Source organism: Flavobacterium sp. YJ01, assembly GCF_029320955.1.
In the GTDB taxonomy this organism is placed as follows: Bacteria; Bacteroidota; Bacteroidia; order Flavobacteriales; family Flavobacteriaceae; genus Flavobacterium.
In genome coordinates, this window is the sequence record NZ_CP119757.1 from 2,786,994 (window position 1) to 2,804,838 (window position 17,845).

Annotated in this window: 14 protein-coding genes; 10 read left to right on the plus strand and 4 right to left on the minus strand. The window is 34.0% G+C overall.

Annotation, left to right across the window (positions count from 1 at the left end; genetic code table 11):
* Positions 1-290: 290 nt before the first annotated feature.
* On the minus strand, positions 291-2,276 hold the full coding sequence (locus P0R33_RS12205; RefSeq protein WP_276171402.1) for a glycoside hydrolase family 127 protein: 1,986 nt from the start codon (positions 2,274-2,276) through the stop codon (positions 291-293).
* A 9-nt stretch (positions 2,277-2,285) separates the two neighbouring features.
* The gene (locus tag P0R33_RS12210) at positions 2,286-3,830 is read right to left on the minus strand and encodes an alpha-L-arabinofuranosidase C-terminal domain-containing protein (protein ID WP_276171403.1); all 1,545 of its coding nucleotides are present in this window, start codon (positions 3,828-3,830) and stop codon (positions 2,286-2,288) included.
* A 542-nt stretch (positions 3,831-4,372) separates the two neighbouring features.
* Here P0R33_RS12210 and P0R33_RS12215 point away from each other — a divergent pair.
* Positions 4,373-5,062, plus strand: coding sequence for an NUDIX domain-containing protein (locus P0R33_RS12215; RefSeq protein ID WP_184158615.1), 690 nt, complete (start codon positions 4,373-4,375; stop codon positions 5,060-5,062).
* A gap of 200 nt (positions 5,063-5,262) precedes the next feature.
* Here P0R33_RS12215 and P0R33_RS12220 read toward each other — a convergent pair whose 3' ends face one another.
* Entirely contained in the window at positions 5,263-6,261 is a 999-nt protein-coding gene (locus P0R33_RS12220) for a GntR family transcriptional regulator (protein WP_276171404.1), read from the minus strand.
* Between the two features lie 101 nt (positions 6,262-6,362).
* Here P0R33_RS12220 and P0R33_RS12225 point away from each other — a divergent pair, with 101 nt between their 5' ends.
* From P0R33_RS12225 to P0R33_RS12245, 5 genes are all read left to right on the plus strand, one after another.
* Positions 6,363-7,415, plus strand: coding sequence for an aldose epimerase family protein (locus tag P0R33_RS12225; RefSeq protein ID WP_276171405.1), 1,053 nt, complete (start codon positions 6,363-6,365; stop codon positions 7,413-7,415).
* Positions 7,416-7,451: 36 nt separating this feature from the next.
* A complete protein-coding gene (gene galK / locus P0R33_RS12230) occupies positions 7,452-8,612 on the plus strand; it encodes a galactokinase (RefSeq protein WP_276171406.1) in 1,161 nt (386 codons plus the stop codon).
* A gap of 17 nt (positions 8,613-8,629) precedes the next feature.
* Entirely contained in the window at positions 8,630-9,688 is a 1,059-nt protein-coding gene (locus P0R33_RS12235; protein WP_276171407.1) for a UDP-glucose--hexose-1-phosphate uridylyltransferase, read from the plus strand.
* Between the two features lie 242 nt (positions 9,689-9,930).
* The gene (locus P0R33_RS12240) at positions 9,931-11,616 is read left to right on the plus strand and encodes a sodium/sugar symporter (RefSeq protein ID WP_276171408.1); all 1,686 of its coding nucleotides are present in this window, start codon (positions 9,931-9,933) and stop codon (positions 11,614-11,616) included.
* A 275-nt stretch (positions 11,617-11,891) separates the two neighbouring features.
* Positions 11,892-12,671, plus strand: a complete 780-nt coding sequence (locus P0R33_RS12245) for an SDR family oxidoreductase (RefSeq protein ID WP_276171409.1) — start codon at positions 11,892-11,894, stop codon at positions 12,669-12,671.
* A 142-nt stretch (positions 12,672-12,813) separates the two neighbouring features.
* On the opposite strand, the gene P0R33_RS12250 is transcribed toward P0R33_RS12245, so the two are convergent.
* Positions 12,814-13,710, minus strand: a complete 897-nt coding sequence (locus P0R33_RS12250) for an AraC family transcriptional regulator (protein ID WP_276171410.1) — start codon at positions 13,708-13,710, stop codon at positions 12,814-12,816.
* A gap of 171 nt (positions 13,711-13,881) precedes the next feature.
* On the opposite strand from P0R33_RS12250, the gene P0R33_RS12255 reads away from it, so the two are divergent.
* The 4 genes from P0R33_RS12255 (at position 13,882) to P0R33_RS12270 (ending at position 17,824) form a co-directional block, all read left to right on the plus strand.
* Positions 13,882-15,537 carry an altronate dehydratase family protein gene (locus P0R33_RS12255; RefSeq protein WP_276171411.1) on the plus strand — a complete coding sequence of 552 codons (1,656 nt, stop codon included), beginning with the start codon at positions 13,882-13,884 and terminating at the stop codon, positions 15,535-15,537.
* A 38-nt stretch (positions 15,538-15,575) separates the two neighbouring features.
* A complete protein-coding gene (locus P0R33_RS12260; protein ID WP_276171412.1) occupies positions 15,576-16,340 on the plus strand; it encodes a glucose 1-dehydrogenase in 765 nt (254 codons plus the stop codon).
* A gap of 286 nt (positions 16,341-16,626) precedes the next feature.
* Complete coding sequence (locus tag P0R33_RS12265) at positions 16,627-17,484, plus strand: fumarylacetoacetate hydrolase family protein (protein ID WP_276171413.1); 858 nt, start codon at positions 16,627-16,629, stop codon at positions 17,482-17,484.
* 4 nt (positions 17,485-17,488) lie between these two features.
* Positions 17,489-17,824, plus strand: a complete 336-nt coding sequence (locus P0R33_RS12270) for an L-rhamnose mutarotase (RefSeq protein WP_276171414.1) — start codon at positions 17,489-17,491, stop codon at positions 17,822-17,824.
* Positions 17,825-17,845 lie beyond the last annotated feature (21 nt).

The following is a 17,845-nucleotide window of genomic DNA, read 5'->3' on the forward strand; positions in this document are numbered from 1 at the left end:
AATATAGATATAAATATTTTATAAGTGTACAAAAAACACTTAATTGAAATTGCATAATTAATTTTTGCTATAAATGCATTAAAACAGCATTTTAGCATCTTTTTAAAAAATAAATGTTAGCAATACATTTATAACATTGCGATTATTTCAGCTTAATCTTCAAATCGTTATTGAATCGTGCTTTAAAATCTTACTGAATTTTATTTTTTTGCCACAGATTAAAAGGATTTAAATGATTTTTTAATCCTTTTAATCTGTGAAATCTTGTCTCTTGCTTCTACAATCTATTTTCAGTTCTTATAATCCAACCAAACTTTCATTTTTCCAACTCCTCGATTCGACCAAGAATAATATGGAATTGCTTTCAACTTTGAGTTCTCAATTACATTTACTCCTTGCAATAAATTGGCTTCTTTTTTTACTTTGAAAGTATCAGAAGCGCTTACATCAATTTTATCAAAATTGTTTTTGTTATCAATTTCTTCAACCGCATAAACTATTGGTCCGTATTCTAAAGAAACTTTGTTTGCATTCGTTAAAACTTTAGAACTGGTTTGCACTTCTTGAACAACCATCGGAAGATTAAGGCTAATTTCATCTCCTTTTTTCCACTTTCTAGAAATGTTGAAATAACCATTTTCTGGCTGAATTGCTAAAGTTTCTCCGTTTAAACTAATTGTTGCTTTTTGAGTTGAAGCCTTTTTATAACTGTATAAATCTCCAGGCAAAACTTCATTTCTAGACCAACCCGGAACACGAAATTTAATGGTAAACTGACTTTCTTTTTTTGGATTGACCGAAATCGCAATTTTCCCATTCCAAGGATAAGAAGTCTGTTGTGAAATCTGTAAATCTGTTTTCCCTAATTGGAAAGAGGCATTGTTCGAAGCATATAAATTGACATACAAAACATCGTTTGTTTTCGAATAAATCAATCCCGGAATTGACGGAATAAAACGAATCAAATTGGTTGGACAGCAAGAACAGTCAAACCAACCTTGTCGTGTGCAAGAGCCGCGATTTGATTTGTAAACGCCATCTGCTTCCAACGCATTTGGGTAGAAAAATTGTTTTCCGTCAAGCGAAATTCCCGATATTAATCCGTTGTACATTGTTCTTTCGATAACATCAAAATACTTAGAAGCTCCGTATAAATTATGCAATCTGTGATTCCAATATACATCGCCAATTGCAGCACACGTTTCATTATAAGCGGTTAAATTTGGCAATTCGTAATTTGCTCCAAAAGCTTCGCCGTCGTGTCTGGAACCAATTCCGCCTGTGATATACATTTTTTTGTTTACCATGTTTTCCCACAGATTATTTACGGCATTTTCATAACCTTTATCTTTCATTAAAGCCGCAATATCTGTCATTCCAGCGTACATATAAACCGCCCGCACCGCGTGACCGACAGCTTCTTTTTGTTCTAAAATTGGCATATGATCTTGCGCATATTCTCCATACAATTTATGATTGTTCGGATTTCCTCGATTGTCCAAATAGTATTTTGCCAGATTTAGATACTCTTTCTTTCCTGTAATTTGATACAACTTCAACAATCCTGTTTCAACAATCTGATGTCCCGGAACGCCTTTTACTTGCCCAGGATTATCGCCAAAAGTTTGAACAAGCATATCAGCTGCTTTTATGGCAATTTCTAAAAAATTAGTTTTTCCAGTCGCTTCATAATGTACAATCGCCGCTTCTATTAAATGTCCCGGATTATACAATTCATGACTAATTTGTAATGATTCCCAACGTTTTCCTTCAATAACTGGAACCCAACTTGCGGGCGGTTTTGCCGGATTTATGGTTCTCCAAGTTGTGATATATCCGTCTGGTTCTTGTCCGATTTTAACAATGGCAATCATCGAATCTAAAACCCTTTCTAATTTCGGATTTGGCGCGCTGATTAATGTATTCGATGCTCCTTCGATAATCTTATAAACATCGGTATCATCAAAAGGCATTTCTCCTCTTGTTGTTCCTGTTTTTTGTTTTCCTGCAATTAAAAAGTTCTCAAAACGGCCTTCTTCATCACATTTTTTAATTGCATATGCAATTGTAACTTCTTGTACTCTTTTTATAATTGGAAGCCAAAAAGAATCAGTCAGTTTTACATTTTGAATGTTAACTGGTTCAATTTGATATCCAGCTTTTAAGGCGGAAGTTTTTTCATCAGATTGCACGACTTTATTTTTAGTTTCTTTACAGGAAACCAAAAATAAAATCAGCATACAAACTGTCAATAAATAAAAGTTATACTTTTTCATTTTATTGAATTATTTTCCTTCTAAAACCAATACAGAAAAAGGCGGAAGTGTTATTGTTAACTTTCCATTTTTGTTATCAAAACCTTTAAAAGCTACAGGAACAATTTTATTCGGGTTTTCGAAAGAATTATAATCCTGCAATTTTTGAGAGGTAATGATACTTCCCGTAAAGTTTTTAACGCCCAAATCCTTAATATCGATTTCGATTTTATTTTTATTCACCGCATCAACATTCACCAATGAAATATGAACAGATCCGCTTTTATCTTTTGAAATAGAAGCCGATACTGCCGGAATCGTTTGACCTTCATAAGTATAAGAAGGCGATTTGAAATCTACTGGAATTAATTTTGCGTCTTGATGCACGCTGTACATTTTCATTACGCTGTAAGTTGGCGTTGTAATCATTTTGGCTTTGTCAGTCAAAATAACGGCTTGAAGCACGTTTACGCATTGCGCCAAATTTGCCATACGAACTCGGTCTGCGTGATTATTGAAAATATTCAAAGTAGCTCCAGCCAAAACCGCATCTCTCATGGTATTTTGCTGATATAAAAATCCTGGATTTGTTCCTTTTTGAACTTCGTACCAACCGCCCCATTCGTCAACAATCATGGCAACTTTTTTCTCTGGATCGTATTTATCCATAATTGCAGCATGTTTGGTAACCAATTCTTCCATTTTTAAAGCAGACTGCATTGTCAAGAAATATTCTTTTTCTGTGAAGTTAACATCTGAACCTTTTTTGTCCCAATTGATTACTGCATAATGATGAACGCCTAAACCGCCTAACATATGCAACGGAATATTTTTCATTAAAACTTCTGTCCAATTATAATCTGAACTATTAGATCCAGAAGCAATTCTTGTAATGCCGCCCGTATTACTCCAATCTGACATAAAAGTGGCAAACTTGCGGTATTCATTTGCATAATAATCTGCTGTCATATTTCCGCCGCAGCCCCAAGCTTCATTTCCAATTCCCCAATATTTTACTTTCCAAGGTTCTGTTCTTCCGTTTTTTCTACGAAGATCACTCATCGGACTTTTGCCTCCAAAATTGGTGTATTGAACCCAGTCTGCTAATTCTTGAACGGTTCCGCTACCGACATTTCCAGACAAATACGGTTCAGCACCAAGCAATTCGCACATATTCAAAAAGTCGTGTGTACCAAAACTATTGTCTTCTGTAACTCCTCCCCACCATTGGTTTACGATTGTCGGACGCTGTTCTTTTGGTCCAATTCCATCTTTCCAATGATACGTGTCTGCGAAACATCCGCCGGGCCATCTTAAATTCGGAATTTTTAAATCTTTCAATGCTTTTACAATATCATTTCGAACTCCATTTGTATTTGGAATTTTAGAAGTATCTCCAACAAAAAATCCACCGTAAATACAATGTCCTAAATGTTCAGCAAAATGTCCATAAATATTTTTATTGACTGTTGGTGCAGACGCATCATTCTTCACGGCAATAACTACAGCGTCTTTTTGGGCGGTTATGGTTTGCATGCAAAGCGCCATAACCAATAATAAAAGTGGTTTTTTCATAAGTTTTTTGTGGTTTTTGGTTGTTAAAAAATACGGTGGTTTACATATTTTATAACGGTTTGTGATTTTTAGATTTTATAAGTGTTTGTTTAACATTTGTAAATTTAAAGAAAAAAAAGTCTCATAAAAAAATTAAAATCGCAGAACAACTGGTTGCAAAAAATAGATTTTGCAATAGAAATATTCGAAAAGCAGTACTAACAAAGGAATTTTATACGATTTTTGGAAAGTTATAAATCTCAAAAAATTGACAAAAAAATATAAAACAGTATCGCTTTGTAACAAAAAATGTAACTTTTATGCATTCAATTACAAAATATAGCTAACTGTTTAATGCTCTTTTGAAAATGTTTCTACCTTTGGCTCGTATTTTTGAGATATAATTGAAGAAATTTTGGACTTAAAAAAACCTGATTTTAGTAGATAAATCAATCAATGCAGCTTGTTATTTGTTTCAATTTTAACATAAGTGTAAAATCAACATTAATAAATTATGAAACGTTTTAAGAAGTTTATATATTTACCATCCAAATTAATTATATATGCTAAATAGTTATAGCTCTGCTGATAAAGTTTTATTAGCGGTTGACTGCATCATTTTCGGATTCGATCACGAAGGTCTGAAAATACTTTTGATTCAAAGAGATTTTGAACCTGAAAAGGGAAAATGGTCTTTGATTGGAGGTTTTCTAAAACGCGATGAAGTGCTAGATGCTGCAGCCACAAGAATCTTAAACACTTATACGGGTCTGAACGATATTTATATGGAGCAATTGTATGCTTACAGTGAAATCGATCGTGATCCTGTTGAAAGAACCATTTCGGTTTCTTACTTTGCTTTGATTAATATCGAAAACCATAATGAAGAATTGATTCAAAATTATCATGCTGAATGGTTCCCGATTAACGATGCGCCTAATCTAATTTTTGACCATAATGAAATGGTTCAAAATGCAATTAAACGTCTTCGTTACAAAACTTCGATCAAACCAATTGGTTTTGAATTGCTTCCAGAAAAATTCACAATGCGCCAGCTTTTAGAATTATATGAAGCCATTTTGAGCAAAGAATTGGATAAAAGAAATTTCATCAGCAAAATTAATTCTCTAGAAATCTTAAATAAACTAGACGAAAAAGATATGCAATCTTCTCGAAAAGGTTCTTATTTGTACACTTTTAACAAAGAGAAATACGAAGAAAAATTATTAAACAATTTTGTACTTAATTTATAACCTTATGGTTGAAATTGAACAAAATTTAATTTAACACATAGATACATAGCTTTTCTTTGTGCATACAAGGCGTTTCACTTTTTTAAATAAACATAGCTATGTGTGAAAACTAGTTTTTTCTTTTACCTCTTTTTATTTAAAACTAAAATCTATATTTCTATGTGTTAAAAAATAATTATCCCCAACGGGTTATAATTATTTCACAAAGAATTCCTCAATATAAGAGCAGATCTATTTTCGATCTGCTCTTTTTTTCCTGTCAAAACCATATCAGCTAGAATTTTTCCCATCAATTCAAAATTGGTTGAAATTGTGGTAATTCCGTTTGCGGCAATTTTTTTTAATGGCGTTTCATTATAAGAAATGATTCCGAAATCTTCTCCTAATTTCAAATTTCTTCCCATCGCATTTTCTATTACCGAAAGCAGATCGCGATCGTGCGGAATAATATACAAATCTCCTAGTGCAATAGATTGATTGCTGAAATCGGAAATAATTTCATAATCGTATTTATATTCTTTACAAAAATATTCGAAACCAATTTTCATTCCTGGCGGTTCTCTAAAACCAGGAAAAATGAGAATCAGTTTTTTGTATTTTGATAATCTGGATTTTCCTTTTATTAAACCTTCATAAATATCTCTCTGATGATTTTGGTAAATCGCTGGAAACATTTTTAAGTCCGAATTGGTCTGGTCTAAAATAATTACATCATTTACTGGTAGGGTTTTTATCGAATCAACTATATCGTTTAAGTTAGTAGGCATGATAATATATTTCGTGTAATTTCCATTGCTGTCATTAATCAGTTTTTTAAAAACTTGAACATTAAAATGATGAAAGAAAATATCAACCTGAACATTTTTTCCAATATTCTTCAAAAACGAATTATAAATATCTTCTTTAAAAATATTCAGCTCATCAAAAAGCAAGAAAACCTTCTGAGTTATAGTAATTTCAACGCTTTTAACATAATATCCTTTTCCAGGAATGGCATAAATAATTCCTCTTTTCTTGAGTTCGTCATACGCTAATAATACGGTATCTCGCGACAATGAAAACGCCAGACAGACTTTATTTACCGACGGAAGCCGATCACCTTTTATTAATTTTCCTACTTCTATCGCTTTTTCTATTGAAAGAATAATCTGCTTATATTTTGGAAGACCAATATTATTTTGAATTGAAATGATGTTCATAATAAAGTCATTTTGACTATTAATATTAAAAACTGGTAGGTACTGGTATGCAAATATAAAGAATGTTTCTATTTTTGGATTTCATTTTTGTTAAAAATTATATGGAAATAAAACACATATCGCATTTAAATGAGATTCATAATTGCAAATTATTCGGTTTAATGCCTAATAAAGAAGAAATTTATTCTTTTGAATTAGTTAATAAAAACGGAATGAAAGTTCAAATCATTAATTATGGTGCAACTGTAACCTCAATTCAGATTCCTGTAAATGGAAAATTAACCGATGTTGTATTAGGGTTTGACAATTTAGAAGCGTATTTAGAATCGTATAATTTGCCAAGCGCTCCTTATTTTGGAACAACGGTTGGACGTTACGCAGGCCGCATTCATAAAGCGTCTTTTACGTTAAATGATATCGAATTTAAGCTTGATGAAAATAATAACGGAAATGCGCTTCACGGCGGCGATATGGGATTTGGAAGAAAAATCTGGAATGTAGCAAACGTGATTTCTGGAGAAAATCCATCGGTTACTTTTAGCCTTTTGAGCGAACATTTAGACGAAGGTTTTCCTGGAGAAATGACCGTTTATTTGACTTACACTTTAACTGAAGAAAACGAATTAAAGTTAGAATATAAAGCAACGTCAACAGAAGATACGGTTATCAATTTGACGCATCACAGTTATTTTAACCTCGACGGACATGACACGAATGTTTTAGAACAGCAAATGTTTATCAAATCGGCAAAAATGCTGGAAACGAATTCTGATAATATTCCGACAGGAAATTATACCGATTTGACAAATCATGATTTTGATTTCAGAAATCCAAAAAACTGTCCATTTCCAATTGACAATTCATTCGTTGTAAATTCTAAAACTGAAATTGTGGCGCAACTGATTAGTTTGAAAAACAATTTAAGAATGAATGTTTACACCGATCAGCCAAGTGTACATATTTATGTAGGCGGAAATTGTTTCGGAAAACTAAAAGGAAAAGAAAATGTAGATTATAATGCGCAAAGCGGAATTTGTTTTGAAACACAAAATTTTCCAGACGCGCCAAATCACGCCCATTTTCCGAATGCAGTTTTGAAAAAAGGCGAAGAATACACGCAAAAAACGCTTTACAAATTTGAAAGTTTAAATTAATAAAATCCTAAAAACCACAATACAACTAACTATATAATGAATGATATTTTAATACAAAATACCGTTGCTTTTTTCGAAAAATCTTTCGGTTCTTCTCCAGAAAAAACGGTTCTTTCTCCAGGTAGAATTAATATTATTGGAGAACATATTGACTATAATGATGGTTACGTTTTACCTGCCGCAATTGACAAAGTAATTTGTTTTGCTTTTTCTAAAAACAACACTAAAACTTCTAAAATAATCGCGATTGATTTGAATGAAGAATTTGAAATCGATTTAACTCAAGAAGTAAAATTGAGCGATGTCGTTTGGACAAATTACATTCGTGGTGTAATCAAACAATTGCAAGATAACGGATTTTCGTTTGAAGGTTTCAACTGCGTTTTCAGCAGTAATATTCCGGTTGGTTCTGGATTATCTTCTTCTGCAGCTTTAGAATGCGGAACGATTTTCGGAATCAAATCTCTTTTTGATTTAAAAATTGAGAGAAAAGATATTTCATTATTAGGACAAAAAGCAGAACATTGGGTTGGAATCAATTGCGGAATTATGGACCAGTTTTCGAGCGTTCATGGTTTGGAAAATAAAGTAATAAAACTGGATTGCAATACTTTAGATTTTGAATATCACAACGCCGATTTCAAAGATTATTCTTTGATTCTGTTTGATTCTAATGTAAAACACTCGCTTTTTACATCAGAATATAATACAAGAAGAATTGAATGCGAAGAAGGTTTATCGATTATAAAAAATCATTTTCCAGAAGTAAAGAGTTTTAGAGATTCTTCTGTAGAACAAGTTTTAAGTTTGAAAGATAAAATGAGCGAGAAAGTTTTCGATAGAGTTCATTTTGTTGTAAAAGAAATTAATCGCGTAATAAAAGCGTGCGAGGCTTTAGACGCAGGAAATATTGAACTTTTAGGCGAATTGCTTTTTGAAACACATTACGGTTTATCTAAAGAATATGAGGTAAGCTGCGAAGAATTAGATATGCTGGTTGATACAGCAAAAGAAGATGACGCAATTATTGGTTCTAGGCTAATGGGCGGCGGTTTCGGAGGTTGCACAATCAATTTAGTTAAAAAAGGACATGAAAATGAGGTAAAGAGTAAGTTTTCGAAACTTTATTTAGATACATTTGGAATTGAATTAAAATTCTACGATGTAAAAATCTCAAACGGAACAACGCTACTTTAACACCACAACACACTACAATGAAAAATTTTGACATTAACGAAGATCCGCACAGACGCTTCAATCCATTAATTAACGAATGGGTATTAGTTTCGCCACATCGTGCAAAACGTCCTTGGCAAGGGCAAAATGAAACCATTTCAACAGAACAACTTCCAAAATACGATCCGACATGTTATTTATGTCCAGGAAATGTTCGCGCAAATGGCGTAAATAATCCAGCATACGAAAGCAGTTTTGTTTTTGAAAATGATTTTGCCGCAATGAAACAGGATGAAATTATTTTTGAAGACGATATTAAACATACTTTTTTTAAAGCAAAACCAGAACAAGGAATTTCTAGAGTAGTTTGTTTTTCTCCACGTCACGATTTGACTCTTCCAGAAATGGAAATTGCCGATATCGAAAACATCATCAAAACTTGGCAGAGAGAATACACGGATTTAGGAAATATCAAATACATTAATCACGTTCAAATTTTTGAAAATAAAGGAAGTGTAATGGGTTGCAGCAATCCGCATCCGCACGGACAAATTTGGGCGCAATCTTCTTTGCCAACTCAGGTTGAAAAAACACAAAATAGCTTAAAATCGTATTACGATAAAAATAAAAGAACGCTTTTGGAAGATTATGTTGAAGCTGAATTGAAAGCTGGAGAAAGAATCGTAATCGAAAACGATCATTTTGTGGCTTTAGTTCCTTTTTGGGCAATCTGGCCTTACGAAACCATGATTGTAAGCAAAAGAGCGGTAAACAAAATCACCAATTTTACTGGTGAAGAAAGTAAATCTTTCGCTAAAATATTAAAGCAATTAACTACGAAGTACGATAATTTATTCAATACTTCTTTTCCATATTCGTCAGGAATTCACCAATCTCCAACAGATGGTTTAGATCATCCAGAATGGCATTTCCACATGCATTTTTATCCGCCTTTGTTAAGATCGGCAACGGTAAAAAAATTCATGGTCGGATACGAAATGTTAGGCGAATCGCAGCGTGATATTACACCTGAAAAAAGTGCTGAAATTTTAAGACAATTGTCTGAAGTACATTATAAAAGTCTGGTTAAAGCTTAAGAATTATAGGATGAATGAAGTCAAAAAAGTAAAAATTTAACAGAATTACCATCAGATAAATGTAAAAAACACATTTGCTGATAGTTGATTTATAAATTTTTATTTTACATTTGGCTTCCACTTTTATTTTCATAAAAAAATAACGGAAATAAAACACATCTTGCATTTTTAACAAGATTATAAAGCATAAAACCAAATAAATAAATTTAACCCTATAATAATTATTTAAAATACTACTAACAATGAACCAAAACCTCGCTTTCGCAGATTATGCGGTTTTTATTATCTATTTTATCGTAGTCTCGGTCTACGGTTACACGGTTTACCGCAAACGTAAACAAGACGAACAAGATGCTAAAGCTTACTTTTTGGCTGAAGGAAATTTAACTTGGTGGGCAATTGGAGCTTCTCTTATTGCTTCTAACATCTCCGCAGAACAATTCATCGGTATGAGTGGTGAAGGTTTCTTCTTAGGAATCGCTGTTGCTGCTTACGAATGGCTTGCTGCTATTGCGCTTATTATTGTGGCTGTTTGGTTTATTCCTGTTTATCTTAAAAACAAGATTTACACGATGCCTCAATTCTTAAAAACACGTTACAACGAATCTACGGCTTTAATTATGGCGGTTTTCTGGTTGTTTTTGTATGTTTTTGTAAACTTAACTTCTATTCTTTATTTAGGAGCTGTTGCTATTAACGGTCTTGCGGGAGGTCAATATCTTCATGCAATTATGATTGGTTTAGCTGTTTTTGCTTTATTTATTTCTCTTGGAGGAATGAAAGTTGTGGCTTACACAGACGTTATTCAGGTTGCTGTATTAATTATTGGAGGTTTGGTAACTTCTTACATCGCTCTAACAACTGTTGGACAATATTTTGGTGTTGGTGAAAATGCAATTGCTGGTTTCAAAGTTTTAATGAAAGAAGCTCCTGAGCACTTCAAAATGATCATTCCAAAACCAACTGCGACATCTTCTCAACTTGAAATCGATAAATATTTAACTTTCCCAGGATTGTTATCTTACGCTGCTGGTATCTGGATCATCAACTTAAACTACTGGGGATGTAACCAATACATTACACAAAGAGCACTTGGTGCTGATTTACAAACTGCACGTACAGGAATTTTGTTTGCTGGTATGTTAAAATTATTAATGCCATTAATCGTAATGCTTCCTGGTATTGCTGCTTATGTTTTATACACAAACGGACATTTACCTCAATTAGTTGGAGGAAAAGATGGTGCTTATTCTGCTGTATTAACTTTCCTTCCAACTGGATTAAAAGGACTTTCTGTTGCTGCTCTTACTGCCGCAATTGTTGCGTCTTTAGCTGGAAAAGTAAACAGTATTTCTACAATTTACACATTAGATATTCATAAAAAATACATTCAAAAAGAAGCGGGTGAAAAACAACAAGTAAACATTGGTAGACTTGCCGTTTTTGCTGCAATGCTTTTAGCTGTTTTATTTACTTGGAATGACGTTTTAGGAATTGGTGGTGTTGGAGGATTCACTTACATCCAAAAATACACTGGATTTATTAGCCCTGGAGTTTTCGCAATGTTCTTTTTAGGTATGTTCTGGAAAAGAACTACTGGAGCTGCAGCAATTGTTGGGGTAATTTTAGGATTCTTATTATCTGTTTTATTCAACGAATACGCTCCTGCTTTATTTGGAAACGATACACTTTTATACACAGCTTACCCTAACGGAAAAGGAGCTTTCGAAATTCCATTCCACATTTGTATGGGATTATCATTCTTCTTCACAATGTTGGTGATGATCTTGATGAGTTTCGCTGGTCCAAAAGTAAACCCAAAAGCATTCGAGACAGAACCTGGAATGTTCAAAGTACAGCCGCAAACTACGGTTTTAATCGTAATTACATTACTGATTATTGTGGCTCTTTATGTTAAGTTCTGGTAATAAATTATCAGTTCAATTCTCTCTATTTTTACAGCTGTTGTTTGTCATGAACAACAGCTGTAAATTTTTAAAAAAAGTTCTAAAACATAAAAATAAAAACCACTAATTTAAAAGATTTATGAATTAGATTGTCACCCTGAGCGAAGTCGAAGGGCGTTCCAATTGGAATCGGGCTTCGACTTCGCTCAGCCTGACAAACAGCAAAGTAAAATCATTCTAATCCCTTTAATCTGTGGCAAAAAAAATATTAGCAATAAATTATAATAATTAAAATCATGCAGTTATCATTAACCCAAAAAATCATTATCGTTACGGGAGGCGCAAAAGGAATCGGTTTAGGAATCGTGAAGGTTTTAGCCGAAGAAAATGCCATTCCGTTTATCGTTGGACGTAACGAAAATGACAACATAAAAGCCGTAGAAGAATTAAAAGCCCTTGGAAAAGAAGCGCATCAAGTTGCCGCCGATTTGACAAAACCTGAAGACTGCAAAAAAGCCGTTGAAGCCGTAATCGCAAAATTCGGAAGAATCGACGGATTGGTAAACAATGCCGGAGTTAATGACGGCGTTGGATTAGAAAACGGAAATTATGAAGATTTCGCCGCTTCACTTCACAAAAATCTAGTGCATTATTATTTAATGGCACAGCACGCTCTTCCGTATCTAAAAGAATCAAAAGGAGCAATTGTAAACATTGGTTCTAAAACTGCCGAAACTGGACAAGGCGGAACCTCAGCTTACGCCGCTTCAAACGGAGGTAGAAATGCTTTAACCAGAGAATGGGCAGTTGAATTATTGAAGTACAGCATTCGTGTAAACGCAGTAATCGTAGCAGAATGTTACACGCCGCTTTACGAAACCTGGATCAATACTTTTGAAAATAAAGAAGAAAAACTGGCTGCAATTACCAAAAATATTCCGCTAGAAAACAGAATGACAACAGCTGAAGAAATCGCGAATATGGTAGTTTTCTTATTGTCTGAAAAATCAAGCCATACAACTGGACAGATTATTTATGTTGATGGAGGTTATACACATTTAGATCGTTCAATTTAAAAATATTTTTTTTGCCACGAATTACACGAATTAGCCCGAATTTTTCATTTAGAAAATTAATTCGTGGAAATTAGTGCAATTCGTGGCAACTTTTTAATTTTCAAACAGATTGATCAGATTCCTCTAAAAATCCTTTTAATCTTTAATCCCGATAGCTATCGGGAGTGGCAAAACTAACCTTCGCATTATTTTTAAAATCAGAAGGCGTTATTCCTTTAACTTTTTTGAAGAGTTTATTAAAATTTGAAGCCGTTTTATAACCGCATTCATACGCAATCTCAGACATGCTTTTATCGGTTTCTAGTAACAATTTGCAGGCATTCGAAATTCGGATTTCGTGCAGATAATCTACAAAATTCTTTTTCGTTTTTACCCTAAACATTCTGCAGAAAGAAGTCCGAGTCATATTTGCGACAGCGGCAATTTCTTCCAAAGAAATGTTCTTTTTATAATTTTTATTCACATATTGAAAAACTTCCGAAAGACGATCTACTTTCGAATCCTTCTGCATTAAAGAGTAAATCTCGTCATTGATGTAAATCGTATCCTGACTTTCGGAAAGAATAGATAAAATCTCAAAAAGTCCGACAATAACTTCGAAGTCTTTTTTAGAAACTAATTTCTCCAGTTTTTTAGCAATCTGTTTATTGGTTTTCCCGATAATCGAAATTCCTTTTCCAGCCTGAAAAAAGAGTTCGTTGATTTTTTGAGTTTCTTTTAATTCGTAAAAAGTCGGTCCAAAAATATCTTTATGAAAATATACGACAATCGAATTGGCTTTTAAATCTTCAATTCCTTGATAATATTTCTCGTCATTTAACCAAACATGCGGAATATCAGAACCTAAAAAAACCATATCGCCAGGCGCAAAAGGCATTACCGAATTTCCGATAATTCGCTTGCCATAACTCTCTTTTACATACACCAATTCCAATTCTGGATGCGAATGAAATGGCGCTTGAAAAAAAGGTTCAATACGATTCAGTACCGAAACCTTCGTGTTAAGATAAGACGCTATTTTGGTTTGTTCCAATTTCATATTGTAAAGATAATTAAAGATTAGATACGGATAATATTAGACTATTAACCAATGTGTAAAAAGGCTAATTTTATTTTTCGTTAACTGCCCGAATTCTATACAAAATCAAAGGATTAAATTGTTATAAGACGAAAGCAGTGACATCAAAAAAAGAAAAAAACAAACAACACAATGTCTGACAATAACACAAAAAAACTGGTTGTAAAACTACATCCAGATGATAATGTATTGGTTGCCTTAACCGATCTTCAAAAAGGCGAAACCATTCATTTTGAAAATGAAACTTACGTTTTACAAGACCTCATCAAAGCCAAACATAAATTCTACATGCAGGACATGAAGCAGGGAGAAGAAGTAAATATATACGGTGTTTTGGTGGGAAAAGTGCAAAATGATTTGGCCAAAGGAAGTCTAATGACAACCGAAAACCTAAAACATGCTGCAGATCCTTACGCATATAGAAATGCTTCTTACGAATGGAATGCACCTGATGTTTCAAAATTCGAAAACAGAACTTTTAAAGGTTACAAAAGAAAAGACGGACGCGTTGGAACAGCAAATTACTGGCTTTTTATCCCGACTGTATTTTGTGAAAACAGAAATCTTGATGTCATCAAAGAAGCTTTACACAAGCAATTGGGTTATGCTGTAACAGACAAATACAACCAATTTACGCACGAATTACTGGAAGGTTATTTGAACGGAAATGACATTAACGATATCAATATTGAATTAAATCCGACTCCAAAAAACAAACGTGTTTTTGAAAATGTAGACGGAATTAAATTCTTAAACCACCAAGGCGGTTGCGGCGGAACACGTCAGGACGCTTCTACTTTAAGTGCTTTATTGGCTTCGTACGCAAATCATCCAAACGTGGGCGGAATCACACTTTTAAGTTTAGGATGCCAGCATTTACAAGTTCAAGATTTTGTAAATGATGTAAAAAGACAAAACCCAGATTTCGACAAACCGTTGTTTATTTTTGAACAGCAACAAACAGAAAGCGAAGAAGTTTTGATTACCAATGCCATCAAAAAAACTTTTGAAGGTTTAATCGAAATCAACAAATACGAAAGAACAGATGCGCCTTTAAGCGATTTATGCATTGGTGTAAAATGTGGCGGAAGCGATGGTTTCAGCGGTGTTTCTGCAAATCCTGCTGTGGGTTATACTTCAGATTTAGTCGTAGCTTTAGGCGGAAAAATTCTTTTGGCTGAATTCCCAGAATTATGCGGCGCTGAACAGAATTTAATCGACAGATGTATTACTGAAGATAACGCTAAAAAATTCATCAATTTAATGGAATCTTATGATGAACTGGCGCATAAAGTGGGTTCTGGTTTTCATATGAATCCGTCTCCAGGAAATATTAAAGATGGATTAATTACAGATGCTATCAAAAGTGCTGGAGCAGCAAAAAAAGGTGGAACGTCTCCCGTAGTTGATGTTTTAGATTATACCGAATTGGTTACAAAACCAGGTTTAAGTTTGGTTTGTACTCCAGGAAATGACGTTGAAGCAACAACTGGAAAAGCGGCTTCTGGAGCAACTTTAATTTTGTTTACAACAGGATTGGGAACTCCAACAGGAAACCCTGTTTGTCCTGTAATTAAAGTGGCAACAAACTCGGTTTTGGCAACCAGAATGAAAGATATTATCGATATTGACTGCGGACCAATCATTAGTGGCGAAAAATCTATTGAGGAAATGGGCGAGGAAATTTTAGAATATTGCATCAAAGCGGCAAGCGGCGAAATTATTCCGAAAGCAGTTCAATTAAACCAAGACGATTTTATTCCGTGGAAACGCGGCGTATCTTTGTAAAAGACTATTAAAAAACAACTCATAAAAATTTATATCAAATGTTTTCATTACAAAATAAAAAAGCAATTATCACTGGCGGTGGTAGCGGAATTGGAAGAGCGATTTCAGTTTTATTTGCTAAACAAGGAGCTGAAGTTCACGTTTTAGAATTGACGGAAGAAAGCGCAAAAGAAACGGTTGAAGAAATAAAATCAGCTGGAGGAAGTGTTTTTGCTCACGCCTGCGACGTTTCAAACCACGAACAGGTAAAAGCAACTTTCGAGAAAATCGGAAATATTAATATTTTGGTAAATAATGCTGGGATTGCTCACGTTGGAAAAGTAGACACAACTTCAGAATCTGATTTTGACCGTATTATGAATGTAAACGTAAAAGGAGTTTACAATTGCCTTCATGCTTCGATTCCTGCACTAAGAAACTCTGGCAGAGGTGTGATTTTGAACTTAGCTTCAATTGCATGTTGGGTTGGAATTCCAGATCGTTTTGCATATTCTACTGCAAAAGGAGCAGTTATGGCAATGACTTTATCGGTTGCTAAAGATTATTTGAATGATAAAATCAGATGTAATTCTATTTCTCCTGCGCGCGTTCACACGCCTTTCGTAGACGGATTTATTGCTAAAAATTATCCTGGAAAAGAAGAAGAAATCTTCGAAAAACTATCTCAATCGCAACCAATCGGTCGTATGGGAAAACCCGAAGAAATCGCAACTTTAGCATTATTCTTATGCAGTGATGAATCTTCTTTCATCACAGGTTCAGATTATCCAATTGATGGAGGTTTTATTAAATTGAATAACTAAAAATTATTTAGCCACAGATTTAAAGGATTAAAAGGATTAAAAGGATTTAAAAAAAATCTGCTCGATCTGCAAAATCTGCGTGCAAAAAAATAAGCCACAGATTAAAAGGATTAAAAGATTTTTATTTCCTGCTTTTCTCAGGCTGAGCGAAGTCGAAGCCCACGTCCAATTGGAACGCCCTTCGACTTCGCTCAGGGTGACAAACTAAATAAATCATTCTAATCCTTTATCCCGATAGCTATCGGGAGTGGCTAAAAAAAATACACATTACTAAAAAAATTAAAATATGAAACTTATTAGATTCGGAGAAGAAGGAAAGGAAAAACCAGGTGTTTTACTAAATGAAAAAAGATACGATGTTTCGTCTATTGTAACAGATTACAACGAAGCTTTTTTTGAAAACGACGGTTTAGCAAAATTAGAAGAAGCTTTAAAAAACAACCCATCTTTACCAGAAGTAAACGATTCAGTTCGTTTAGGTTCGCCAGTTGCGCGTCCTTCAAAAATTATCTGCATCGGATTAAATTATGTGGATCACTGCGAAGAAACGGGCGCTGCAATTCCAGAAGAACCGATTATTTTCTTCAAATCAACCACTTCTTTATGTGGGCCAAATGATAACTTGATTATTCCAAAAAACAGCGAAAAAACAGACTGGGAAGTGGAATTAGCATTTGTCGTTGGTAAAAAAGCAAGCTACGTTTCTGAAGAAGATGCACCAAATTACATTGCTGGATATTGCCTTTTGAATGATTATAGTGAAAGAGCATTCCAAATCGAGCGCGGCGGACAATGGGCAAAAGGAAAAGGTTCTGACACCTTTGCTCCTCTTGGACCAATTATGGCAACTCCAGACGAAGTTGGTGATGTTAATAATCTAAAAATGTGGCTTACTGTAAACGGAAAAACATTCCAAAACAGTAATACTTCAAACTTGATTTTCAAAATTCCATTTTTAGTGCATTATTTAAGCCAGTTTATGACATTGCTTCCTGGCGATGTTATTAGTACAGGAACGCCTCCGGGAGTTGGATTAGGAATTAAACCAGATCCAATTTACATCAAAGCGGGTGACGTAATCGAATTAGGAATTGAAGGTTTAGGTACAAGTAAACAAACTGCCGTAGCGTATCAACAAAACTAAAATTATGGCAACACAAAAATTTTATCTGGCATTAGACTTAAAAGACGATGCAGATTTGATTGCAGAATATAAAGAACTGCATGAAAATGTTTGGCCAGAAATCAAGAAAAGCATTCAAGATTCTGGAATTGAAGTTCTGGATATTTATTGTACAGGAAACCGCTTGTTTATGATTATCGAAGCAGATGCTGATTTTACTTTCGAAAAGAAAGACCAAGCCGATACGGCAAACGAAAAAGTTCAGGAATGGGAAACTTTAATGTGGAAATTCCAACAAGCTTTACCATGGGCAAAACCAGGACAAAAATGGATTTTAATGGATAAGATATTTGGATTGTAAGATTCTAATATTATTTCAAAT

Excerpts from the sequence above, each read along its gene's own strand:
- galK (WP_276171406.1), top strand. The coding sequence starts at position 7,452 with ATGAATGATATTTTAATACAAAATACCGTTGCTTTTTTCGAAAAATCT.
- P0R33_RS12265 (WP_276171413.1), top strand. The coding sequence starts at position 16,627 with ATGAAACTTATTAGATTCGGAGAAGAAGGAAAGGAAAAACCAGGTGTT.
- P0R33_RS12245 (WP_276171409.1), top strand. The coding sequence starts at position 11,892 with ATGCAGTTATCATTAACCCAAAAAATCATTATCGTTACGGGAGGCGCA.
- P0R33_RS12220 (WP_276171404.1), bottom strand. The coding sequence starts at position 6,261 with ATGAACATCATTTCAATTCAAAATAATATTGGTCTTCCAAAATATAAG.
- P0R33_RS12255 (WP_276171411.1), top strand. The coding sequence starts at position 13,882 with ATGTCTGACAATAACACAAAAAAACTGGTTGTAAAACTACATCCAGAT.
- P0R33_RS12210 (WP_276171403.1), bottom strand. The coding sequence starts at position 3,830 with ATGAAAAAACCACTTTTATTATTGGTTATGGCGCTTTGCATGCAAACC.
- P0R33_RS12215 (WP_184158615.1), top strand. The coding sequence starts at position 4,373 with ATGCTAAATAGTTATAGCTCTGCTGATAAAGTTTTATTAGCGGTTGAC.
- P0R33_RS12235 (WP_276171407.1), top strand. The coding sequence starts at position 8,630 with ATGAAAAATTTTGACATTAACGAAGATCCGCACAGACGCTTCAATCCA.
- P0R33_RS12205 (WP_276171402.1), bottom strand. The coding sequence starts at position 2,276 with ATGAAAAAGTATAACTTTTATTTATTGACAGTTTGTATGCTGATTTTA.
- P0R33_RS12260 (WP_276171412.1), top strand. The coding sequence starts at position 15,576 with ATGTTTTCATTACAAAATAAAAAAGCAATTATCACTGGCGGTGGTAGC.
- P0R33_RS12225 (WP_276171405.1), top strand. The coding sequence starts at position 6,363 with ATGGAAATAAAACACATATCGCATTTAAATGAGATTCATAATTGCAAA.
- P0R33_RS12240 (WP_276171408.1), top strand. The coding sequence starts at position 9,931 with ATGAACCAAAACCTCGCTTTCGCAGATTATGCGGTTTTTATTATCTAT.
- P0R33_RS12250 (WP_276171410.1), bottom strand. The coding sequence starts at position 13,710 with ATGAAATTGGAACAAACCAAAATAGCGTCTTATCTTAACACGAAGGTT.
- P0R33_RS12270 (WP_276171414.1), top strand. The coding sequence starts at position 17,489 with ATGGCAACACAAAAATTTTATCTGGCATTAGACTTAAAAGACGATGCA.